The organism is Janthinobacterium sp. BCJ23, from assembly GCF_059617945.1.
The window spans coordinates 240,996-263,391 of sequence record NZ_JCAQAW010000002.1 but is presented as its reverse complement, the minus strand read 5'-3'; the positions used below and the strand labels follow the sequence as shown (position 1 = coordinate 263,391).

The 22,396-nt window shown below is 62.2% G+C and carries 25 protein-coding genes; 8 read left to right on the top strand and 17 right to left on the bottom strand.

From position 1 onward, the window contains the following. Positions 1-201: 201 nt before the first annotated feature. A complete protein-coding gene (locus AC54AG_RS07245) occupies positions 202-654 on the top strand; it encodes an Hsp20/alpha crystallin family protein (RefSeq protein ID WP_034748582.1) in 453 nt (150 codons plus the stop codon). A 215-nt stretch (positions 655-869) separates the two neighbouring features. Here the strand turns inward: AC54AG_RS07245 and AC54AG_RS07240 are convergent, their stop codons facing one another. Then, entirely contained in the window at positions 870-2,216 is a 1,347-nt protein-coding gene (locus AC54AG_RS07240) for an MFS transporter (protein WP_496629885.1), read from the bottom strand. 217 nt (positions 2,217-2,433) lie between these two features. On the opposite strand from AC54AG_RS07240, the gene cyoA reads away from it, so the two are divergent. The 7 genes from cyoA to AC54AG_RS07205 all read left to right on the top strand — a co-directional run bounded on the left by cyoA (position 2,434) and on the right by AC54AG_RS07205 (position 9,202). Continuing rightward, on the top strand, positions 2,434-3,417 hold the full coding sequence (cyoA, locus tag AC54AG_RS07235) for a ubiquinol oxidase subunit II (protein WP_046682726.1): 984 nt from the start codon (positions 2,434-2,436) through the stop codon (positions 3,415-3,417). 84 nt (positions 3,418-3,501) lie between these two features. Further along, positions 3,502-5,505 carry a cytochrome o ubiquinol oxidase subunit I gene (gene cyoB / locus AC54AG_RS07230; RefSeq protein WP_034748052.1) on the top strand — a complete coding sequence of 668 codons (2,004 nt, stop codon included), beginning with the start codon at positions 3,502-3,504 and terminating at the stop codon, positions 5,503-5,505. Continuing rightward, positions 5,498-6,136 (top strand): cytochrome o ubiquinol oxidase subunit III, encoded by a 639-nt coding sequence (gene cyoC / locus AC54AG_RS07225; RefSeq protein ID WP_034748055.1) that lies wholly within the window; start codon positions 5,498-5,500, stop codon positions 6,134-6,136. Before cyoB ends, cyoC begins: the two co-directional genes overlap by 8 nt. After that, positions 6,133-6,519: a cytochrome o ubiquinol oxidase subunit IV gene (cyoD, locus tag AC54AG_RS07220; RefSeq protein WP_034748058.1), complete on the top strand. Its 387-nt coding sequence runs from the start codon at positions 6,133-6,135 to the stop codon at positions 6,517-6,519. The genes cyoC and cyoD overlap by 4 nt, the downstream gene beginning before the upstream one ends. Beyond that, positions 6,516-7,343: an SURF1 family protein gene (locus tag AC54AG_RS07215; RefSeq protein ID WP_331776552.1), complete on the top strand. Its 828-nt coding sequence runs from the start codon at positions 6,516-6,518 to the stop codon at positions 7,341-7,343. Before cyoD ends, AC54AG_RS07215 begins: the two co-directional genes overlap by 4 nt. Then, positions 7,327-8,676: an ATP-binding protein gene (locus tag AC54AG_RS07210; RefSeq protein ID WP_034748064.1), complete on the top strand. Its 1,350-nt coding sequence runs from the start codon at positions 7,327-7,329 to the stop codon at positions 8,674-8,676. The genes AC54AG_RS07215 and AC54AG_RS07210 overlap by 17 nt, the downstream gene beginning before the upstream one ends. After that, positions 8,666-9,202, top strand: a complete 537-nt coding sequence (locus tag AC54AG_RS07205) for a response regulator transcription factor (protein ID WP_034788474.1) — start codon at positions 8,666-8,668, stop codon at positions 9,200-9,202. The genes AC54AG_RS07210 and AC54AG_RS07205 overlap by 11 nt, the downstream gene beginning before the upstream one ends. On the opposite strand, the gene AC54AG_RS07200 is transcribed toward AC54AG_RS07205, so the two are convergent. From AC54AG_RS07200 to AC54AG_RS07125, 16 genes are all read right to left on the bottom strand, one after another. Further along, complete coding sequence (locus AC54AG_RS07200) at positions 9,203-9,862, bottom strand: hypothetical protein (RefSeq protein ID WP_331776553.1); 660 nt, start codon at positions 9,860-9,862, stop codon at positions 9,203-9,205. 227 nt (positions 9,863-10,089) lie between these two features. Continuing rightward, positions 10,090-10,674, bottom strand: coding sequence for a hypothetical protein (locus AC54AG_RS07195; protein ID WP_331776554.1), 585 nt, complete (start codon positions 10,672-10,674; stop codon positions 10,090-10,092). 28 nt (positions 10,675-10,702) lie between these two features. Next, positions 10,703-11,188: a GNAT family N-acetyltransferase gene (locus tag AC54AG_RS07190; RefSeq protein ID WP_072453568.1), complete on the bottom strand. Its 486-nt coding sequence runs from the start codon at positions 11,186-11,188 to the stop codon at positions 10,703-10,705. A 2-nt stretch (positions 11,189-11,190) separates the two neighbouring features. Continuing rightward, a complete protein-coding gene (locus AC54AG_RS07185; protein ID WP_331776555.1) occupies positions 11,191-11,835 on the bottom strand; it encodes a putative DNA-mimic protein in 645 nt (214 codons plus the stop codon). Positions 11,836-11,891: 56 nt separating this feature from the next. Beyond that, a complete protein-coding gene (locus tag AC54AG_RS07180; protein ID WP_331776556.1) occupies positions 11,892-12,257 on the bottom strand; it encodes a hypothetical protein in 366 nt (121 codons plus the stop codon). A 26-nt stretch (positions 12,258-12,283) separates the two neighbouring features. Then, positions 12,284-13,087 carry a phosphonate ABC transporter, permease protein PhnE gene (gene phnE / locus AC54AG_RS07175; RefSeq protein WP_496629883.1) on the bottom strand — a complete coding sequence of 268 codons (804 nt, stop codon included), beginning with the start codon at positions 13,085-13,087 and terminating at the stop codon, positions 12,284-12,286. Next, complete coding sequence (locus AC54AG_RS07170; RefSeq protein ID WP_496629882.1) at positions 13,084-13,896, bottom strand: PhnE/PtxC family ABC transporter permease; 813 nt, start codon at positions 13,894-13,896, stop codon at positions 13,084-13,086. The genes phnE and AC54AG_RS07170 overlap by 4 nt, the downstream gene beginning before the upstream one ends. Positions 13,897-13,907: 11 nt before the next feature. After that, positions 13,908-14,720 carry a phosphonate ABC transporter ATP-binding protein gene (locus AC54AG_RS07165; protein ID WP_331776559.1) on the bottom strand — a complete coding sequence of 271 codons (813 nt, stop codon included), beginning with the start codon at positions 14,718-14,720 and terminating at the stop codon, positions 13,908-13,910. Positions 14,721-14,851: 131 nt separating this feature from the next. Continuing rightward, positions 14,852-15,718: a putative selenate ABC transporter substrate-binding protein gene (locus AC54AG_RS07160; protein WP_219329010.1), complete on the bottom strand. Its 867-nt coding sequence runs from the start codon at positions 15,716-15,718 to the stop codon at positions 14,852-14,854. Between the two features lie 25 nt (positions 15,719-15,743). Continuing rightward, on the bottom strand, positions 15,744-16,808 hold the full coding sequence (selD, locus tag AC54AG_RS07155) for a selenide, water dikinase SelD (protein WP_496629881.1): 1,065 nt from the start codon (positions 16,806-16,808) through the stop codon (positions 15,744-15,746). Between the two features lie 45 nt (positions 16,809-16,853). Then, the gene (gene mnmH / locus AC54AG_RS07150) at positions 16,854-17,945 is read right to left on the bottom strand and encodes a tRNA 2-selenouridine(34) synthase MnmH (RefSeq protein ID WP_072453573.1); all 1,092 of its coding nucleotides are present in this window, start codon (positions 17,943-17,945) and stop codon (positions 16,854-16,856) included. Between the two features lie 90 nt (positions 17,946-18,035). Continuing rightward, positions 18,036-18,839: a hypothetical protein gene (locus tag AC54AG_RS07145; RefSeq protein ID WP_331776561.1), complete on the bottom strand. Its 804-nt coding sequence runs from the start codon at positions 18,837-18,839 to the stop codon at positions 18,036-18,038. A gap of 5 nt (positions 18,840-18,844) precedes the next feature. Further along, the gene (locus AC54AG_RS07140; protein ID WP_496629880.1) at positions 18,845-19,930 is read right to left on the bottom strand and encodes an HBL/NHE enterotoxin family protein; all 1,086 of its coding nucleotides are present in this window, start codon (positions 19,928-19,930) and stop codon (positions 18,845-18,847) included. 64 nt (positions 19,931-19,994) lie between these two features. Beyond that, on the bottom strand, positions 19,995-21,086 hold the full coding sequence (locus AC54AG_RS07135; RefSeq protein ID WP_070302363.1) for a hypothetical protein: 1,092 nt from the start codon (positions 21,084-21,086) through the stop codon (positions 19,995-19,997). A gap of 94 nt (positions 21,087-21,180) precedes the next feature. Beyond that, complete coding sequence (locus AC54AG_RS07130) at positions 21,181-21,870, bottom strand: LrgB family protein (protein WP_070302365.1); 690 nt, start codon at positions 21,868-21,870, stop codon at positions 21,181-21,183. Continuing rightward, positions 21,867-22,325 carry a CidA/LrgA family protein gene (locus AC54AG_RS07125; RefSeq protein ID WP_496629879.1) on the bottom strand — a complete coding sequence of 153 codons (459 nt, stop codon included), beginning with the start codon at positions 22,323-22,325 and terminating at the stop codon, positions 21,867-21,869. The genes AC54AG_RS07130 and AC54AG_RS07125 overlap by 4 nt, the downstream gene beginning before the upstream one ends. Positions 22,326-22,396: the final 71 nt, after the last annotated feature.

Sequence of the window (22,396 nt, the reverse complement as noted above, 5' to 3'; positions counted from 1 at the left end):
GCATAACAGCCTTGGGGCATTTTTCGCAGGCGCAAGGTAGTGCAATGCGGGGCAGCGCACAGATGAAGGTAGAGGAAAAATCAAGCTGGCCACGATTGAGGTAGATCAAAGAGATTGGTTGTTGACATCCTAAGATGCAGGAGGTGGCGACGTCCAAGCAGACGGCCGCCGTGTGCAAACCAGCCCATGCAGGAGGACATCATGGCTAATCAACTGATCCGTCGCGATCCGCAAAACCCGCTGGCACGTTTCGACCCGTTCAGCGACATGGAAGAATTCATGCACGACTTTTTCGCACCCGCCTTGCGCTTGCGCGATGGCGGTTCGGCACGCATGCGTGTCGACATTTCCGAAACCGAACAAGCCTATCAGGTACAGGCGGACATTCCCGGCGTCAACAAGGACGATATCAAAGTCTCCATCGACGGCAACCGCGTCTCCATCAGCGCCGAACTCAAGGATGAGCGAGTGACGCGCGATGGCGGTGGCAAGACCGTGCGCAGCGAACGCGAGTACGGCCAGCAATACCGCAGCTTCGTGCTGCCGCACGAGGTGGACGAGGCCGGCGCGCAGGCCCGCTATGAAAATGGCGTGCTGTTGCTGGACTTGCCGAAGAAGGAAGGCACGGGTGGGCGGCAACTGTCGATACAGTGAGCCGGGCCGGGCCGGGTTTTAGCTGCGTAGGTCAGATTAGCGCAGCGCAATCCGGCCATCTTCGTGGCGGCGCCTGTCGGCTTACGCCCTGCGGGCTAAGCCGACCTACGAAAAAACGCCGGACGGTGCCGGCGTTTTTGGGGTGTTTTTTGGGGTGTTCCGGATGGCGGCGCGCTGCCACCCGGATTGCCTCTATATATATGTCAGTCTATATGTCAGTCGCGGATTTCCAGCGCCCGGTTCAGGCTCAGCGCGGCCAGAGAGGCGACGGCACCCGACAGCAGGTAGAAGCTGACATAGGCGAGGCCGAAGTTGGCCGACAGGCCCAGCGCCACGAGCGGGGCGAAGCCGGCACCGACCAGCCAGGCCAGGTCGGACGTCAGGGCCGCGCCCGTGTAGCGGAAGCGGGCAGGGAAGTTGGCCGTCACGGCGCCGGCTGCCTGGCCGTAGGACAAGCCCAGCAGGCTGAAGCCGACGAGGATGAAGACGTCTTGGCCCGTATTGCCGCCACCCATCAGGGTCGGCACGAAGGCGCTGAAGATGGCGATCAGCACGGCCAGCACGCCCAGCGTGGTGCGGCGGCCCACTTTATCGGCCAGCACGCCGGAAATCACCACGCCGACGGCGGCCAGCACGGCGCCCAGCATCTGGATTTGCAGGAAGTCAGAGGCCGAACGCGTCTGGTAGACGGAAATCCACGACAGCGGGAACACGGTGACGAGGTGGAACAGCGCGTAGCTGGCCAGCGCGGCGAGGGCGCCGATCAGCACGTTGCGGCCCTGGCCGCGGCTCATTTCAAACACGCTCACGGGCTGCAGTTCGCGTTCGTCGAGCAGGCGCGCATATTCATTCGTCGACACGAGGCGCAGACGGGCAAACAGGGCTACCACGTTGATGGCGAAAGCCACATAGAAAGGATAGCGCCAGCCCCAGTCGAGGAAGTCTTCATCCGTCAGGGTGGTCAGCATGAACCAGAACAGGCCGGCGGCGATCAGGAATCCGACCGGTGCGCCCAGCTGGCCCAACATGGCGTACCAGCCGCGCTTGTTTTCCGGCGCGTTCAGTGCCAGCAGCGAAGGCAAGCCATCCCACGAACCGCCCAGCGCCACGCCCTGGCCAATGCGCAGCACGGACAGCCAGATGATGGCGGCAAAGCCCAGGTGGGAATACGTCGGCAGGAAAGCGATGCCGGCCGTCGACACGCCCAGCAGGAGGAGGGCGAATGTCAGCTTGGCGCTGCGTCCCATGCGGCGCTGGATCTCCATGAAGATCACGGTGCCGAACGGACGGGCGATGAAGGCGAACGAAAAGATCAGGAATGCATATAATGTACCCTCCAGGCGTTCTTCAAACGGGAAGAAGACGCGTGGAAACACCAGCACCGAGGCGATGGCGTAGACAAAGAAGTCAAAGTATTCGGAAGCGCGGCCGATGATCACGCCGACGGCGATCTCACCGGGGTCGATATGCGATTCGACCGTGCCGGCCCCGCGTGCGTCGCGCAGGGAGTGGGGGGAAAAGTCGGCGGGTACATCCCCGCTGTGTATGCGCGTGCTGGACATGATGATCGTCTCCAATATAGTTTCGAGTTCGGCCAACGCGTAACATACCCCGGGTGTCTCACGCCCGGAGTAGGACTATTCAATAGATAGCTGTAGGAAAACTCCGCAACCACCCAGTGAAAATCCGAGCAAGGGGGTGGACAAAACGTCCAATTGCCAACGCGCTCCAGTGAGAATACAGTACCATATCTTCATCCCCTGTACTGGACTTTCCTGTATGTTTTCATTAAAAGTTCGTCGCGGACTGCTTCTTTTACCTCTCGCATTGTTGGCTGGTTGCAATACGGTGGTACTGAATGCGTCTGGTGACATCGCAGTTCAGCAAGGCAATTTGATTGTCATCTCGACATTGCTGATGCTGTTGATTATCGTTCCGGTAATCGCCCTGACCCTGCTTTTCGCATGGCGCTATAGAAAAAACAACACCGCGGCCAAATACGAGCCGGACTGGGACCACTCGACTCGCCTCGAGCTGATTATCTGGGGCGCACCCCTGTTGATCATTATCGTGCTGGGCCTGCTGACCTGGATCAGTACCCACACCCTCGATCCATACCGCCCATTGAGCCGTATCGACGCCAACCGTCCTATTCCTGCCAGCCACAAGCCGATGATCGTCGAAGTCGTGGCCCTGGACTGGAAATGGCTGTTCATCTACCCGGAGCAAGGCATCGCTTCCGTGAATGAACTGTACGCGCCTGTCGATCGTCCAATCCGCTTCAAGATCACCGCGTCGTCCGTCATGAACTCGTTCTTCATCCCCGCACTGGCAGGTCAGATCTACGCCATGCCGGGCATGGAAACGCAGTTGAATGCCGTCATCAACAAGCCTGGTGTCTACAAGGGCTTCTCCGCGAACTACAGCGGTGCCGGTTTCTCGGGCATGCGCTTCAAGTTCCACGGTGTCAATGATGCGGACTTCGACAAATGGGTGGAATCGGCACGTGCCGGTGGCGGCGCGCTGAACCGCGACGACTACCTGTCGCTGGCCCAGCCTAGCGAACGCGATCCGGTCCGCCGCTACAGCGCCGTGCCTAACGACCTGTACAAGGCAATCCTGAACCGCACCATCGTTTCCGACGCCCTGTGCGTGACGCCGGTCCAGCCATATAAGTTGACGATGGCAAATAGCCCGGTAGCGGCCGTAACGGCAGTAGTCGCTAGCGATGCAGTGGTTGAAAAGGGCGTTCAAGCCAAGTAACAACTGCATGAATCCCGCAGCGCATTGCGCTGCAGATACTGGCGCCGTTTGCCTGGCGCCTCCCTTTTTTCTCTGAGAGTAACAATGCTAGACCATATTGATCTGACGAAGCTTATATTCGGCCGTCTGACTTGGGATGCAATTCCATTTCACGAACCTATCCTGCTGGTGACCTTTGCCATGGTTGCCCTGGGCGGTATCGCACTCGTTGCGGCACTGACGTATTTCCGCGTCTGGGGTACCCTGTGGCGCGACTGGATCACCAGTATCGACCATAAAAAAATCGGTATCATGTACATGATCCTGGGTCTCGTCATGCTGCTGCGCGGCTTTGCCGACGCGCTGATGATGCGTACCCAGCAGGCCGTCGCCTTTGGCGACAATGCCGGCTTCCTGCCACCGCATCACTACGACCAGATATTCACCGCCCACGGCGTGATCATGATCTTCTTCGTCGCGATGCCTTTCGTGACGGGTCTGATGAACTACGTGGTGCCGCTGCAAATCGGCGCGCGCGACGTGGCTTTCCCATTCCTTAACAACTTCAGCTTCTGGATGACCACCATGGGCGCCGCCCTGGTCATGGCGTCGCTGTTCGTCGGCGAATTCGCCCGCACGGGCTGGCTGGCGTATCCACCGCTGTCGGGCATCGTCGGCAGTCCGGACGTGGGGGTAGACTATTACATCTGGTCCTTGCAGATTGCCGGGGTCGGGACGCTATTGTCCGGTGTCAACCTGATCGCCACCATCGTCAAGATGCGCGCGCCAGGCATGACCTGGATGAAAATGCCCGTCTTCACCTGGACGGCACTGTGCACCAACATCCTGATCGTCGCCGCTTTCCCGGTGCTGACGGCTGTGCTGGCCATGCTGTCGCTGGACCGCGTTGCAGGCTTTAACTTCTTCACGACGGAACTGGGCGGCAACGCCATGATGTACGTCAACCTGATCTGGATCTGGGGCCACCCAGAGGTCTACATCCTGATCCTGCCGCTGTTCGGCGTGTTCTCGGAAGTCGTCGCCACGTTCAGCAGCAAGCGTTTGTTCGGCTACGCCTCGATGGTGTACGCCACCTGCGTCATCATGATCCTGTCGTACCTGGTATGGCTGCATCACTTCTTCACCATGGGGTCGGGCGCCAGCGTCAATTCCTTCTTCGGCATCACGACGATGATCATCTCGATCCCGACGGGCGCGAAGATCTTCAACTGGCTGTTTACCATGTACCGCGGCCGTATCCGCTTCGAACTGCCTATGCTGTGGACGATCGGCTTCATGGTCACCTTCACCATCGGCGGCATGACCGGCGTATTGCTGGCCGTACCACCAGCTGACTTCGTGCTGCACAACAGCCTGTTCCTGATCGCCCACTTCCATAACGTGATTATCGGCGGCGTGGTCTTCGGTGTCTTCGCTGCGATTAACTACTGGTACCCGAAAGCCTTCGGCTACAAGCTCGACGTGTTCTGGGGCAAGTGCTCGTTCTGGTTCTGGTTCGTTGGCTTCTACCTGGCCTTCATGCCGCTGTACGTGCTGGGCCTGATGGGCGTGACCCGTCGTGTCAATCACTTCGAAGATCCATCGTTGCAAATCTGGACCATCATCGCCTGGTTTGGCGCCGTCTCGATCGCACTGGGTATCGCTTCCATGCTGATCCAGTTCTTCGTCAGCTACCGTAACCGTCACGCCCTGCGCGATGTGACCGGTGACCCATGGGGTGGCCGTACGCTGGAATGGTCGACGTCGTCGCCACCGCCAGACTATAATTTCGCCTTCACGCCACAAGTGCACGAACTCGATGCATGGACTGACATGAAGAAACACGGTTACCAGCGTCCGACGTCCGGTTTCACGAAGATCCACATGCCGAAGAACACCTGGGCTGGTTTCGTGATCGCCGCACTGTCCGCACTGGTCGGTTTTGGCCTGATCTGGCAAATGTGGCTCGTCGCCAGCATTGGCTTCGTGATCATGATGGTTACCATCATCGTCCATACCTTTAACTACAAGCGCGATTACTACATTCCTGCGGAAGAAGTGGTCCGTACCGAAGACGCTTATACTAAATTGCTGAGCAGCCATGTCTGATACCATCGCCCATAACACCGGCGCCGCTGGCGCCGCACCAAGCACGCGCAGCTACTTTGTGCGCGAGCACCACCCGGAAAACGGCAGCCTGCTGGGTTTCTGGCTCTACCTGATGAGCGATTGCCTGATCTTCGCCTGTCTGTTCGCCACGTACGCCGTGGTCGGTCGCAGCTACGCGGACGGCCCGACGGGCGCCGCGCTGTTCGACCTGCCGCTGGTGGCCGTCAACACGGCCATGCTGCTGCTGTCGTCGATCACCTACGGCTTCGCCATGCTGGCCATGCAGCGCAAGCAATTGCGCAGCACCCTGGTCTGGCTGGGCATCACGGGCCTGTTCGGCCTGGCCTTCCTGTCGCTGGAAATGTATGAATTCGTTCATCTGATCCACGAAGGCGCCGGTCCGCAACGCAGTGCGTTCCTGTCGTCGTTCTTCGCGCTGGTCGGTACCCACGGCTTGCACGTGACGTTCGGCGTGATCTGGCTCGTGACCTTGATGTTCCAGTTGAACAAGCATGGCCTGACCCCGGAAAACGGCCGCCGCATGATGTGCCTGTCGCTGTTCTGGCACTTCCTGGACGTCATCTGGATCGGCGTCTTCACCTTTGTCTACCTGATGGGAGTGCTGCCATGAGCGACCACCACACACACGGCGATAGCCACCACCATGACAACCACGATCATGGCAGCCTGAAAAGCTACACGATCGGTTTCATCCTGTCGGTGATCCTGACGGCCATTCCTTTCTGGCTGGTGATGACGAAAGCCATCACCAACTCGGGCACCATGGGCCTGGTCCTGCTGGCGTTCGCGGCTGTTCAAGTGGTGGTACACATGGTGTACTTCCTGCACATGAACACCAAGTCCGAAGGCGGCTGGAACATGATGGCGCTGATCTTCACCATCATGATCGTGGGCATTGCCATGGCCGGCTCCCTGTGGGTCATGTACCACATGAACCACAACATGATGCCGGATCTGATGCCTGAGTACATGCATACGAAAACGGCTCCATGATGAGTAATACGCGCCCAAGCAACACCGGGCGCGCCCCTGGCGCCGCATCGCAAGATGCCGCGCCAGGCCCACGCGGCATGGCTGTGCGCTACGCATTAGCCTTGCTGGCGGGGATCTTGTTTGCCGGTTTCTGTGCCTTGGGCACCTGGCAAGTCAAGCGCCTGTTCTGGAAGCTTGACCTGATCGAGCGCGTCGAACAACGCGTACATGCGCCCGCAACGGACGCCCCTGGACCCGCAGCCTGGGCCAGCATCACGCAGCAAACGGACGAATACCGCCATGTGCGACTCTCCGGTACCTATCTCCCCATTTTTAATACCCTGGTGCAAGCAACGACGGCACTGGGCAGCGGTTACTGGCTGATGACGCCCTTGCGTCTGGCCGATGGCAGCACCGTGCTGGTCAACCGCGGCTTCGTGCCGAAACGCGAAGGCATCGCCGCCAGCACGCCGGCCGGCATCGTGCACGTCGACGGCTTGCTGCGCGTCAGCGAAACGGGCGGCGGTTTCTTGCGCGAAAACAGTCCTGCCACGCAGCACTGGTATTCGCGCGACGTGGCCGCCATTTGCGCCTCGCACATGCTGACCAACGTGGCGCCATATTTTGTCGACGCAAAGGCAAAATCGGAAACGGCCAGCGACGCACCGGTCGGCGGCCTGACCGTGATTTCCTTCCACAACAACCACCTCGTGTACGCCCTGACGTGGTTCGCGCTGGCCCTGATGGTGGCCGGCATCACGTGGTGGATCGTGCGCGAAGACAAGCGCCGCCGCGCGCGCCGTCGCGCAGGCACGCAAGAGAGCGACCATGCCGGGCAGGATTGAGATCCTGCCCAACCGCGAAGTGTTAGAGCGCGGCGCGGTGGCGGCCGAGATGGAACATCCGGCCGGCCACCAGAACATGAAGCTGCTGATCCAGCTGCGCTGGCTGGCCGTGATCGGCCAGATCAGCACGATCTTCGGCGTGGGCGTGGGACTGGGCATCGCCTTGCCCGTGCCCTACATGCTCGAAGTGTTGTCCTGCCTCATCGCTTTTAACCTTGCCAGCCTGCTGCGCTGGCATGAACGCCAGCCCGTCTCCAACACGGCGTTGTTCCTCGCGCTGCTGGTCGACGTCACCGTGTTGACGGCCCAGCTCTACCTGAGCGGCGGCATCAGCAATCCGTTTGCCTTCCTGTATTTGTTGCAAGTCATCCTCAGCGCCGTCCTGCTGGAAGTGTGGTCGACGTGGATCATGGTGGCCATTACGAGCCTGTGCCTGGCCGGCTTGGCCTTGCTGCCCGGCCCCTTGATTCTGCCGATCGACCCCGAGCGGGGCTTTTCCAGCCTGTACGTGCAGGGCTTGCTGATCTGTTTCATCCTGAACGCCGCCTTGCTCGTGGTGTTCATCACGCGCATCAACCGCAACCAGCGCGCCGGCGACGCCAAGGTGGCGGACTTGCGCCAGCGCGCGGCGGAAGAAGAGCACATCATCCGCATGGGCTTGCTGGCATCGGGCGCCGCGCACGAGCTGGGCACGCCGCTGGCAACACTCTCCGTCATCCTCGGCGACTGGCGCCGCATGCCGGAATTGAGCAAGAACAGCGAATTGCTGGAAGAAATCACGGAAATGCAGGCCCAGTTGCAGCGCTGCAAGAGCATTGTCAGCGGCATTTTATTGTCCGCGGGCGAGGCGCGCGGGGAATCTTCCGTGAAAACGACGATCAATACCTTCCTCAACGACCTGGTCGACGAGTGGCGCACCAGCCGCCCGATCCAGGGTTTCGAGTACGATAACCGCATCGAGCACGACGTGCCCGTCGTCTTCGATTCGACCTTGAAGCAAACCATCTGCAATGTGCTCGACAATGCGCTGGAAGCATCGCCCGAGTGGCTGCGTTTCGAAGCGACGCGCGAAGCGGACGCCTTGCACCTGGTCATTACCGATGCGGGCCCTGGCTTCGAGCCGTCGATGCTGACGCACCTGGGCAAGCCGTACCAAAGCAGCAAGGGCAAGCCCGGCGGCGGCCTCGGTTTGTTCCTGGTGGTCAATGTCGCGCGTACCCTGGGCGGCACGGTGACGGCACGCAACCGGGTGCAGGGCGGGGCGGTGGTGCACCTGGCCTTGCCGCTGGCGGCCATCAAACTGGAAAGAGAAAGCGACCACCATGCAGGATGACCGTCTGTTACTGATCGTGGAAGACGATGCCGCGTTTGCACGCACCCTGGGCCGCTCGTTCGAACGGCGCGGCTACCAGGTCATCCTGGCCACCAATTTCGACGAAGCGAGCGCCTTGCTGGAACAGCATTGCCCCGACTACGCCGTCGTCGACCTGAAACTCAACGGCAATACGTCGGGCCTGGCCTGCGTGCAGATGCTGCACCAGCACGACCCGGAGATGCTGATCGTCGTGCTGACCGGCTACGCCAGCATCGGCACGGCCGTCGAAGCGATCAAGCTGGGTGCCTGCCAGTACCTGGCGAAACCGTCGAACACGGACGACATCGAAGCTGCCTTCGGCCACGTGGCCGGCAACGCCGACATCGAACTGACGAACCGCGCCACCAACATCAAGACCCTGGAATGGGAACGCATCCACGAAATGCTGGCCGAGACGGATTTCAATATCTCGGAAACGGCCCGCCGCCTCGGCATGCACCGGCGTACGCTGGCGAGGAAGCTGGAAAAGCAGCGGGTGAAATAATCACCGCGCAGCTTGTTCATTGTCGAACGTCAGCTCGACAACGCTGTCATCGCTCCAATCCTGCTCCCGCAATGGCGGCGTGAACGACGAACCGCTGAAGGGCACGGGCGCGCTTTTGCCGTTGTAACTGATGGTCGCGGCCGTGATGCGCCGCGGTTCGGAAAAGCTGTAGGTGCCCTTTTGCGACACGAAATTGCAGGGTCCGCCCAATGCGCCCATCGCCGTGCGCATGGCAAAAGGCAAGGTGTCCTTGTCGATGGCCCAATGGACTTCGCACGCCAGCCGCAGGTCGCCCAGGCGGCGCAACGTGTCGCTGGCCGCCGCGCTCCTGACGTAGGGAATCCACCTGACCGAGCCCGCCTTGCGGTTCACGGTCAGCTCGGCCTTCTCATACAGCAGCCCCTGTTCGACGGGCAAGGTGAAGATATTGCGCTCCCCCAGCGGTATGGCCATAGCCGCTTCATCGCTTTCCAGCCGCAGCGCGATGGCGTGCATGTCGACATCGGCACGGCGCGGCTCCAGGATGAAGCGCAGCTGCGCGCCTGGCGCCAGCGCCTGTTTTTCCTCGAAGCGCTTGACGCCCTTGAGCATGGCACTGTAGGGCTTCCAGTCCGGGTCGCGGATGCCCTTTACATTGACGGACGCTGTCTCATCCTGCACGGATGGCTCTGTGGCTTGCGCCGTATCCGCCTGGGCCTGTACCGCGGCGCCGTATAAACACAGCATAAGACCAGCTATTGCACGCATATTCATCCTGTTCATTTGAATCCCAAGTAATCTCACCTTGGCAGAGTGTAGAAAAAAACACAGGCGCCAGGTGGTTTTTAAGACAGGATGTCAATCGGGATGAATGGAGTGCCTGAAATCGCGTTTATCCGGATTCACCATCAATGATCCGCAGCTTGCACGGCGACGCCCGACGTGACCAGGACTTCATGTTCATAGGCGCCCAGATGGCCGTAATGGCCTTTGGGACTGAGATAACCGGCAATATGCACGCGCGGCTGCTCATAGCTTGAATTGGGCGCCACCAGGCCGACGTCCCGCCACGCGACGCTGCCGAAGGAGTTGAACCACCATGCGCCGGCGTCACCGTCCAGGTCAACATGGGCCGGTTGGAAAACGCTCTTTTCAAAGCCCCGCGACCAGACGCCATCGCGCTCGACGGCACGGTAGCCATAGCCTGCCATGATGTTGGTCCGTTCGGACGGATGATCGCGCCAATAGCGTTGGCCATTCACGTAGGCATCTCGCATGGCGGCCGATTGCGTCACGATGCCGCCGGAGGGATGGGTCAAGCCCTCAAAGAACCATTGCGCGTAGTCGGCTGGCGGCGTGGATGCTTGCTTGTCCGCCGCCTGTGTTTGCGCAAACGCATGGGCATATTCAAGAACGATATCGGGAATATTCGCTGCGCTCGCCTTGCCGGCAAGGGCGGTCAATATCAGGAGTGTGGAAATAGATCGCAGCATCACTTTGCACCTTTGTACTGATTAATACCTATGCCGGCGCCAGCCACTCCATCTTCTGCACCTGGATATGCGGATGGCTTTCCAGCGCTTCCCACTCCGGTAAAAAGACAAAGCCCTGTTTCCGGTAAAACGCGGCCGCGCGTGCATTTTCCGGTGCCACGTCGAGCACCAGCCGACGATGGCCATTGCCGACAGCGCATTGTTTCACGGCGTCGACCAGGCCTTGCGCCACGGCCATGCCCCGATATTCGCGATGCACCCACATGGCGATCAGGTGGCACTCGCCATTGCCGGCCACCACTTGCGCGGCCAGGCCGATGGGGTGTTCTCCATCAAAGGCGAGGAAAAACGTGCGCTGGGGCGTGCTGGTGGCGCGCTGCTGCCAGTCGGCATCGGAAAAACCGGCGGCGCTGGCGTGGCTGGCGCCAAAGGCCGTGGGCGCGTCGAGCAGGGCGGCCAGGCGCGTGGACTTCAGTGCCGGCCAATCGGCGGCGGTGGTGGTGCGTATCAGCATACTCAATTGAAGACGATCGCCGTCTTGTGCTCGATGCTGAGCCGGCATGCCTCGTACGCGGCCAGCCAGGCGACCAGTTCGCGTTCCAGGCCGTCCTCCGCGTCGATGCGCGCATTGATGCGGGCCGCTTCTTCATCGCTCAGTTCGTCGCCCAGCAGAAATATGCCCAGCGCGGGCGCGACCGTGACCAGTTCAGCGCGCAGGCTGTACGAGGAGCCTAGCATGCCACCCAGCAGCGCGTGTTCCTTATCGGCAAAAATGACTTCCTCGAAGACGAGGGGGAAATAAAAACCTTCGCAATCGGAATGGCAGATCAGGTGGCTGTCAAAGTCATCCTGCGCGGCATCGAGCACCGGATCCTCCGTTGCATCCTCGCCGTCGGCCAGTGGCGTGGCACGCCATTGCGCATCGAGGCGTGCATGGGCATACGCGCGGCGCAGCGTGTGCAGGAAGCTGTATGGAAAGGAATCGAGCATGACGCGCGAGTCCAGTTGCGGCAGCGTGGCCGGTTCGTTGTGCTGTGGCAGCCCCGCCTTTTGCAGCAGCAGATTGGCTTCTTCCAAAGCGGTGACGAGCCACTGCGCGCCTTCCGGGTCTTCTTCCTGCAGGTCGGCAAGGGCGCCGACCGAAATTGCCAATCCCATCATGAACTCCTCTAGTTGCGGCTGCGCATCAGTCTAAACCATTTGCCTTTGATCATCATTTACGATTGATCCCACACTTCGATGGTCAGCAGTTGACCGGGTTCACAGGCGGCGATGCGGTCCTGGTGCACGGTAATGCAGCCGGGCCAGCCTGTGAGCCGGTCCTGTGGAAATTCGCCATCCTGCGCCTCGGCGATGCCCGCCTGCAGCAGGGGCACGACGACGTTCGCCGGCGCCGTGTAGCGGTTGGGAAAGCCGTTCGACGACAGCTGGGTTGCCTTGCCATCGTGGCACAGCTGGGCGATCCAGTCGGCGCCGAACAGGCCCGCTTCCCACGTGGCGAGAAAAGCGTCTTTGTTGACTTTCGTCATGTCGGCCATTTGCTCCGGCGTGTCTGTCGAGATAATGGTCCACCAGCCTGACATGGGTTTTCCTTGTGAAAAGTAAAAAATTAACGGGTCATGGCGCGGCGCAGCAGGTAGCTGAGGCCATCGACGGCGGCCACCATCAGCAGCATGGCGACGATGACGGTAGCGGCGTTTTGCATCTGGAACAGCGACAGATGGTATTTCAGCATTTGCCCCAGGCCGCCAGCACCGACGACGCCGAGAATGGCGGCGGCGCGGATATTGTTTTCCCAGCGGTACAAGGTGTACGACATCATCTGCGGCCCGCACTGGGGCAAGGTGGCGTACAGGAACGCCACGGCAGGACGCGCGCCATTGATGCGCAAGGTGGCGGCGGGCAAGGGCGGGCAATTCTCAAACGCATCGGCAAACAATCGGCCCAGCACGCCCATCGTATGCAGCGCCAGCGCCAGGGTGCCCGCGAACGGGCCCAGGCCGGCGGCGATCAGCAGAATCGAAGCCCATACCAGTTCGGGAATCGAGCGCAGCACGTTGAGTATCGCGCGCGTGGCATTGCGCGCCAAGCGACCAAAGCGGCCGCTGGCGGGCAGGGCCAGCAGCGCGCCCACGAGTGTCGCGATCACCGTGCCGATGGCCGACATGGCCAGGGTCTCGAACGTGGCGACGCCCACTTTCATGAGGAAGTTCGGCGCCAGCTCGGGCGGGGCGAAGCCGTGCAGGAAGTCGGCGCTCGTGCGCACGGCGTCGGCGCTGAAGAATTCGCCCCATTTCAGGGGCAGGGTGGCGAAGCTGGCGATGACCAGCAGCAGCAAACCGGCCAGCAAGGCCCAGGTCGACCAGCGCACGGGCGACGGGGTGGGCAGCATGGCGTCAAGGTGATGCTTCATGCCAGCCTCCGGCGCAGCATGGCGGACACGGCGTCTGCACCCGCCACCAGCAGCACGAACACCATCAGCATCGTGGCCAGTTCGCTGCCCGCCATCATCTTCATCGATTCATCCATGCGCTGGCCCAGGCCGCCCGCGCCGACAAAACCCATGACGACGGAGCCGCGGATCGCACATTCCCAGCGGTAAATCGTGTACGACACCAGTTCGGCGGCCGACTCGGGCAAGGCGCCGTACAGCAAGGCTTTCAAGCGGCCGCTGCCGTTGTGGAGCAGGGCGTTGCAGGCGGACGCATCCGACGACTCGAGGATTTCCGCGTAGATCTTGCCCAGCATGCCGCAATAAGTGAGCGCAATGGCGATCACGCCCGCCGTCGGTCCCAGGCCGACGATGCGCACCAGCAGCAAGGCCCAGACCAGTTCCGGCACGCTGCGCAGCAGCACCAGCAGCGCGCGCACGGCGTGGCGCACGCTGGCAGCCAGCGGCGACACTCGGCCAGAGCCGATGCGCGAAATCGACAGCCGCTCAGTCACCAGCAAGGTCAATGGGATGGCGCCCAGCATGGCCAGCGCCATGCCGGCCGTGGCCATGGCAATGGTTTCCCAGCTGGAAATAGCTACCAGTTGCAGGAATTCCAGCGAGTGGGCGGGCGGCACGAAGCTGGCGATGAATTGCCAGGTGGCGGCCAGGCTTTGCGCATCCCATAAGATCCACGGCTTGAATTCGGCCTGCACCAGCATCGGCCACAGCACGAGCAGCACGACGGCAGCGCCGGTCAGGCGGCCGCGCCAGGAGGGGTCGCGCGGCATGGCGGTGCTCTTCAGCAAAGGGGCCTCGCGGCGTCCAGATTTGTTTCCACGGCCTCGAATTGCGGCGCGGGGTCGGCCTTGTTGCGGTACAGCGCTGCGATCATCGCGTCGCTGACCTCGGCGCCAGGCAAGTCGAAGACGATCTGGCCATCGCGCAGGGCGACGATGCGCGTAAAGCAGGCTCGGGCGATCTCCACCTGGTGCAAGCTGCAAATCAGGGTGGCGTTGCGTTCCGTTGCTTCGGCCTGCAGCACATGGATCGTCTGCAAAGCCAGTGTGGGATCGAGCGCGGACAAGGGCTCGTCGACGAGGAAGACTTCCGCGTTCGACACGAGCGCGCGGGCCATGCCGCAGCGCTGGCGTTCGCCGCCGGACAAGCGGTCAACACGCGCATACAGCTTGTCTTGCAGGTTGAATTTACCGAGCGCTTCCCACGCGGTGCGCGGGTCGATGGGCGCCAGCAGCGAGCGGATGGCCGTCCACAAATTCCATTGCGGCAAGCGGCCTGCCAGCACGGCGTTGACGACCCGCTGGCGCGGCGGCAGCGGCGGCGTTTGCGGCGCCAGGAACAGGCGCGCACGCAAGCGGTGGCGCGCGGCGCTGGCGACTTGCCAGGGTGAAGTGCCAAGAATGTTCAATATGCCCGATTCGGGGCGCAGCGCACACGCCAGGGTATGGAGCAAGCTGGTCTTGCCGGCGCCGGAAGGGCCGATCAGGGCGATCTGTTCACCTTGGGCCACGTCCAGGCTAAGCTCGCGCAGGGCCAGCGCATTGCCGGGCGCGCCCGCGTGGTGGACGCTGACCTTGTGAAGTTGGAATGTCATGCGATGTTTCGGTTTTTTTTGGGGCGGTGTCGGATTACGCGGCTGCGCCGCTAATCCGACCTACGCCATACAACGGACAGCGTAGGTCGGATTAGTCCGCAGGACGTAATCCGACAGGTTCGGCAATAAAGTTACTTCAACAGCTTCGCATCGCGCGCGGCCGCTTCGATATCCTTGTAGTTCTCGGCCTTGGTCGGGATGAACTTGGTGGCGCGCTGCAATTCGAGGATTTCCTTGCCTTCGGCCGTAGACGGGTCCAGCGCCAGGAAGGCGTCCGTCAGCTTCTTGCGCACGGCGGGGTTCATGTCGGCGCGCACGCTCCAGTTGTAGTCGTAGTAGCCTGGTGTCGTGTAGAACACGCGCACCTTGCTGGGATCGACCTTTTTCGCTTCGACCAGTTTTTCCCAAACAGAAATGTTCAAGGTGCCCGCATCGACCTTGCCGCCGGCCACTGCCGCCACGGTGGCGTCATGCGCGCCGGAAAACGCGATGCGCTTCATGTCCGTGTCAGGATTGATCTTGGCTGCCAGTAAGTAGTAGCGTGGCATCAAGTGGCCCGAGGTCGACGATTCCGAACCAAACGTGAAATTCTTGCCTTTCAGGTCGGACAACTGGTTGATGTCCTTGCTGGTGGTCACAAAAACCGAGCGGAATTTCGTGTCTTCCTCGCGCTGCACCAGCGGCACGATCTTGCCGCCGCTGCGCACGTTCGCTTGCACGAAAGTAAAACCGCCGAACCAGACCATGTCGAGCTTGTTATTGATCAAGCCTTCCACGGACGCCGCGTAATCGGTGACGGGCGTAAATTCCACTTTCATGCCCAGCTTTTTCTCCAGGTAGCTGCCCAGCGGCTTGAACTTGCGCTGCAATTCCGTCGGCGCTTCGTCGGGAATGGCGGACACGCGCAACACTTGCTGCGCTTGCGCCAGGCCGCTGTGGATGGCCAGGGTGGCGGCGACGGTGGCCAGGATGGCGGGAAATTTCGAGAATGTGGTCATGGGACTGCCTTTAAAAAATTATTCATTAAAATACGGAAACCCCGGTCGTGCCTTCCAGCACGTCGCCAATCACTGTGGCGTCGGCAAAACCTTCTGCGCGGAAAATCGCCAGCACTTGCTCGACGGCTTCCGGCGCGCAGGCCACCAGCAGGGGGCCGGCCGTTTGCGGGTCCGTCAGAATCGCCTTGTCGATGGCGCTCAGGCTGTCGGCCAGCGCCACTTGCGCGCCGTAGCCCTGCCAGTTGCGGCCGGAGGCGCCCGTGATGTTGCCTTTTTGCGCCAGTTGCTGCACTTGCGGCAGCAGCGGCACGGCATCCATGGCGATACGCGCCTGCAACTTGGCGCCGCGCGCCAGTTCCAGGGTATGGCCCAGCAAGCCGAAGCCCGTCACATCCGTCAGCGCATGCACGCCATCGAGCAGGGCCAGTTTCTTGCCCGGGGTATTCAATTTGGTGGTGTTGTCGATCAGGGAAGCGTAACCGCCCGCATCGAGCGCATTCTTCTTCAGCGCGGCCGACAGGATGCCCACGCCGATCGGCTTGCCCAATACCAGTTTGTCGCCGGCGCGCGCGCCCGCATTGCGTTTTACCTGCGACGGGTGGACCAGGCCCAGCACGACGAGGCCATAGATCGGCTCGACGGAATCGATGGTGTGGCCGCCCGCGATGGGGATGCCGGCCTGGGCGCAGATGGTTTCGCCCCCTTTCAAGATGAGGCCGATGGTTTCCACGGGCAGCTTGTTGATCGGCATGCCGACCAGGGCCAAGGCCATGATGGGCGTGCCGCCCATGGCGTACACGTCGGAAATGGCGTTGGTGGCGGCGATGCGGCCGAAGTCGAACGGATCATCAACGATAGGCATGAAGAAATCCGTCGTGGCGATCAGCGCCTGCTCGTCGTTGAGCTGGTAGACGGCCGCGTCATCCGAGGTTTCTATGCCGACCAGCAATTCCTTCGGCAGGGGAAAGCCGCCGCTGCCCTTTAAAATGTCGGCCAGCACGCCCGGCGCAATTTTGCAGCCGCAGCCGCCGCCATGGGCAAATTCGGTCAATCGGATCGGTGTATTAGGTGTTGCTGCGCTATCGGACATGGTCTTCATCCTGCTGAAATAGGTAATTGGGTGGCAAGCCAGGCATCACGCGGCGCTGGCAGTACGGTTGCCGCCGACGATAGCACATAATGCACGCGCGGCTTGCTCAAAGGCATGTTCTGAAATGTCGGGCAGCACCAGCGGCGTCGCCTGGGCGTAGCGGCTGAAGTTGCGGGCGATCGACTGGCGGTAGACGGGGTCGTAATGCTGGACCAGCAATTCTTCCACCAGCTCGGCCATGCGGCCAGAGGTGGCCAGTTGCTGCCAGTGGGCAATTTTCTCCTTGCCATGCAGCTGCGTCAGCAGGGCCAGCTGCACGTTCAGGCGGGCCGGGTCGCCGACGAAATGCGCATAGTCCTGCATCAGCAATTGCACGCGCTGGTCCGTGGCCAGGAGCACGTCCGTGCAATCGGCCGCGCGCATCTTGTCCATCAGCGCATCGGGCACGCGCAAACGGCCCACTTTCTTGCTTTCCGATTCGATGAACACGGGCAGTTGCGGGTCGAAAGTGCGCAGTTGCTGCCATAGCGCGCTTTCAAACGCTTTTTGCGATGGCTGGTCTTCCTCGGGCAAGCCGCCCAGCACGGAACCGCGGTGGGCCGCCAATTGCTCCAGGTCGATCACTTGCGCGCCTTGCGTGTCCAGCACTTGCAGCAAGCGGCTCTTGCCGCTGCCCGTGGGGCCGCACAGCACATTGATGAAGTCGAAGCGCTCGGGCAGGGTGGCCAGCTCGGCGTTCACGTGGCGCCGGTAATCCTTGTAGCCGCCCTCGAGCTGCGTGACGGGCCAGCCGATGCGCGCGAGGATGTGCGCCATGGCGCCGCTGCGGTTGCCGCCGCGCCAGCAGTAGACGAGCGGTTTCCAGTGCTGCGGGTGGCCGAGCAAACCGTCTTCGATATGCCGCGCAATATTCTTCGCCACCAGCGCCGCGCCCAGCTTCTTCGCTTCAAACGCGCTAGTCTGCTTGTATAAGGTACCGACGCGCACGCGCTGTTCGTCGTCGAGCACGGGCAGGTTGATGGCGCCTGGCAAGTGGTCTTCCGCGAACTCGGACGGGCTGCGCACATCGATGATGGCATCGAACTCGCTCAAGCGGGGCAGGATATCGCTGAAAGGCTGAACTGCGGGGTATTTCATCGTGGCGCGGGTGCTGGCAAGGGGAAAGACGTATTATCCCCGATAAACGCCCGTGCCGTCAGTCCCTGCAAGCAATGGACCTCAGGCGGCTCAAGCGGCATCCGTGCCCAGGGTGGCCAGTTCCGTGCTGGCGGCCGTCGCCATCAGGGCAATGACGACCGCGGCATCGCCCGCGTCCAGGTCGCCGCTGACCTCAAGCAAGTCGCTGACGAGAAAATTGACGGCGTTGCGCACGCCCGACATGCTGGCGGCGAGGCCCTGGCAATCCGTGCCCAGCTGCTGGCACGCCGCCTTCATGCCATTGAAGGCGCCGATCTGGCCATTCAAGCCGCCGATCTGGCCTTGCAGGTCGCTGACATCGGACTTCCATTTCAAGTACAGGCCCAGCGCCACGGCCAGGCCGACGAGGCCGAACGGACCCAGCGCCAGCAGATAGTAATAGCGCTTCTGCGCCGCATCGAGTTCGCTTTGCGCGTCGCCCAGTTGCCCCTGCAATGCCGTGACCTGGCTTTGCAAGCCCGCTTCGACACCGGCAAGCTGGTTGAAATAGCCCATCAATTGCGCCGTTTGCGCCGTCAGCGTGCCGGCCGTGCCATTGGCCGTGCCCTGCAGCTGCCGTGCCTGCTGCTGCAGGGCCGACATCGCCGCCTTGATATCGGGCAGCGGCGCCTGCGCCGACAGCATGCTTTGCACTTGCGCCAGCTGCGGCGTTGCCGCCTGGACGAAGGCGGCAACAGCCTGTTGCAGCGTTCGCGTCTGCATCACCATGGGCTGGATCAAGGCATTGCATCCGGCCTGGATCTGCTGGGCGGCTGGCGGCAAGCCACCGAGGGCCGCGATCTGCTGCTGCGCGGCCAGCAGGTTGGCGAGGGTTTGCGTCAGCAGGCCGGCCATGGCGCTCACGCCGCCGCGGCAACGGCCGCTTCGCCCACCGTCTGGCCCTTGGGCGCCACGATGCTGGTGACGCCCGTCATCTGGCCCTTGATGGTGGTGATGTCCGTGGTGACGGCTTGCATTTCCGTGTTGGCGGCCGTCAGGAACAGGGTGCGGATGGTGTCCGTGTTTTGTATGCCTTGCTGCAGGTCGCTGATCAGGCTGCCCAGGTCGCTGCTGAGGAATTCCCACGCGTTTTCCATCTGCGTGGCCGATTGCACGGCCGCCTGCACCTGGTTCGACAGGCTGGCATAGCCGCTGCTGATGCCGGTGGCCAGCTTGACTTCGGCCGTCAGCGACGCTTCCTGCCCCAGCAGGGTCGCCTTTTCATCGTTGAGGTTTTTCAGGGTGATGGCCGACGCCACTTCGCCGCCTATACCGGCGGCCACGACGGCCACACCGGCCACCACCAGCGGCGTCGACGTGCCTGCCGTGACGAAATCGGCCACGCCGCCGACGACGACCATGAAGGTGCCGCCGACGATGGCCAGCCCGCTCAGCACGGTGCCGGCAATGGCGCCGTCGATCTGCCCCTGGATGGTGCTGAGCTGGCTATTGATGGAGCTGAGCACGCCATTGTCGCCATTCACGGCCGCGTTCAAGTCGCTGACGGTGGTGGAAAACGAGGCGGAATCCGTGGTCAGGTTGTCGTGCAAGGTCTGCAGGGCGCTGACGACGCCATTCGCGGCCGTCTGGTATTGCTGGGATTGCTGTTGCAGCGCCGTCAGGGTAGCGATCCATTGCGCCTCCGTCGAGCCGGTTGGCAAGGCCGTCAGCACGGCGTTGTTGAGCGCGTAGTAATTGCCGATATTGGCGATGTTGGCAATGATCGTGGGCTGGATGACATTCAGGTAGGCCGTGGCGTGGGTTTGCGCCTGGCTCAGGCCATCGTTGATTTGCGACTGGTATTTCAGCAAATTGGCGTCGCCCGAAAAATCCACGCTGGGCTGCTCGTTGATGCTGTTGGCGTAGGTTTGTATCAGCAGCGCTTGTGAACACTGCGATTTGTTGGCGGTGCTGATGCCTTGTGCTGCCTGGTTTTGATTCGACATGCGCGGCTCCTGGTCGGATGGGTCATTGTGTGGGCGGTCGGATAAACAAGCGGTGGCGCACCGTTCAGGAAGCGCCTGTCATGGCTTGCTCCAGCGGCGCCAAGCTGGCGGCCAGCAGCTGCCACGCCGTGTTGGCGTAGTCGAGCTGCCCGCCCAGCGTTTCGGTGTCGGCGCTGCTGGCCATGCCGGCGACGGCATCGGCAAAGGCGGCCAGACCGGCGCTGATGCCCGTCGCTGGCGGTGCTTGCGGCGACTGGCCCCAGTCCTCGGCCAGTACCTGGGCCGTGTCGAGTGCGTTGTGAAAGGCGCTGCTGAACTGGCTGTTCTGTACCTGCACCACCTTGGCCACGGCCACCAGCGCATCGGCGCCGGCCAGCTGCTGGTAGGCGCTGGCCAGCAGGGCATTGTTGGCGTTCAGGGCCGCGCGGGCCTGGGCCGTTTCGGCCACGCCCTGTTCCGCCGCATCGATGCCTTGCACCACGAAGTCGCCCGATGGCGCGGTCTTTCCATCACCCTGGGCATCGCTGATGGTGGTCATGGTCTTGACGATCAATTCCGTCACGGCAGCGCCCGTCTTGTTGGCACCGGCGACGATATCGGCGATATTCGTGTTGATGGCGGCTTTCAGCTGGTCGATGCTGGCCGATGACGCGCTGGCGGCGGCGCCGAGGGCGGCGATGGTGGCGGACAGCGCCGTATTGAAGCCCGCGTTGAGCGGCGCCAGTTCGCCGGCGCTGACGCGCATGTCGCCCGTCAGCGCCTGGGCTTGCTGGTTGATGTGCCCCGATTGCACGGCCAGTTGCCGGTAGACCTGCGCGATGTCGGCGCGTGTGCCGGCATCCAGCGCCGCTTGCGCCAGCCGGGGCCGTTGCAGCTGGTAGGCGGCGTTCCATAGCGCGGCAAAGGCCGTCGCCTGGCTCAGCAAACCGATGTAGGCGGGCAAGATGCGGTCGCCGGCGGTCATCGCGCGGCTCTTCATTTGCGACTGGAACTGGCTGACCTGGTAGGCCAGGCCGGCATCGACTTGGGCATCAAGGTCGAGATTGGCCTGCTGCTCCAGCAGATCGGCGGCCGTCTGCGTGAACAGGAACTGGTCGCTGGCGGAAAAATAGTCGACTTGCAGGGCCTGCGGCCCTGGATTGGATGTGCTTGCCATAGGGTTTCCGGGAGGGTGGGCGAACGGGAGTCCGCACACTATCGCCCAACCCGCGCTTGCCGCTTTGACCTGCCGCAATCGAGCCGAGGGAACGTTAAGCTAGCAAGCGCCCCAGCAGCGGCGCCAGCAGCACCGTCACGACACCGGAAAAAATCATCGTCAGGCTGGCCACGGCGCCTTCTTCCGTGCCGATCCGGCGCGCCACGGACAAGCCAAAGCCGTGCGCAGCCGCGCCATACGGCGCGCCACGGGCGATGCGCATGCGCAAGGGCAGCAGTTTCAGCAGCGGTTTGCCCAGCATCAGGCCGAACAGGCCCGTCATGACGACGAAGATGCCCGTCAGCTGGGCCGAGCCGCCCATATGGCGCGACGCTTCCAGCGCGAACGGCGTCGATACGGAACGGGCCAGCAGGCTGCGCGCCATGTCGCCATGCACGCCCAGCAAGCGGTCCAGCAGCAGGGTGGCGGCGACCGACGCGACGATGCCGGCGCAGCTGCCCAGCGACAGGGCCAGCCAGTGCTTGCGGATCAGCTTGCGCTCCTGGAAGATCGGGAGCGCGAAGGCGATGGTGGCCGGTCCCAGCAGCCACGGCAGCCAGTGCGTCTCGCCGAAATACGTGGCGAACGGCGTCGAGGTGGCCTGCACGATGACGATCAGTAACGCCGAGGTGCAGATGGCGGGCGTGAGCAAAAAGTGCGGATGGCGGCGGTGCAGCGCCTGGTTGGCGTAGAACAGCACCAGGGTCAGCAGCAAGAACAGCAGTGACAGGAGCACGGTGTTCATGCTTGGGCCCTCGCTGCGCGCTGGCGCAGCAGTTTTTGCAGGCGCAGCTTGCGTTCATAGCCGCACACCCATTCCACGGTGAACGCCGTGGCCAGCATCACGCTGGCAAAGCCCAGACCGATATTTACGAACAGCATTACACCCTGTGACTTCAACAGCTGCGTAAATTGCACCACCGACACGACCAGCGGGATAAAGAACAGCAGCATATTGGCCAGCAGCCAGTTCGCGCCCAGTTCGATGGCGGCGGGCCGCACCCAGCCTGCCAGCAGCAAGGCCACCAGCACGAACAGACCCACGACGCCGCCGGAAAACGGCAGGTGCAGGGCGGAGGCGGCCTCGTCGGCCAGCCACCAGGCGGCGATCAAGATGCCCACTTGCCACACGGTCTGCGCGGGCTGGCGCCAGGCAGGGACGGAGAGTGGGGCGGTAGTGGAATAAGGGACGGCTTTCACGGCAGGCTTTCTAGCGGCAGGGGGAAGGTTTCATTGTAGGGACCCCGCATCAAAAGATAAAATGACTTAAA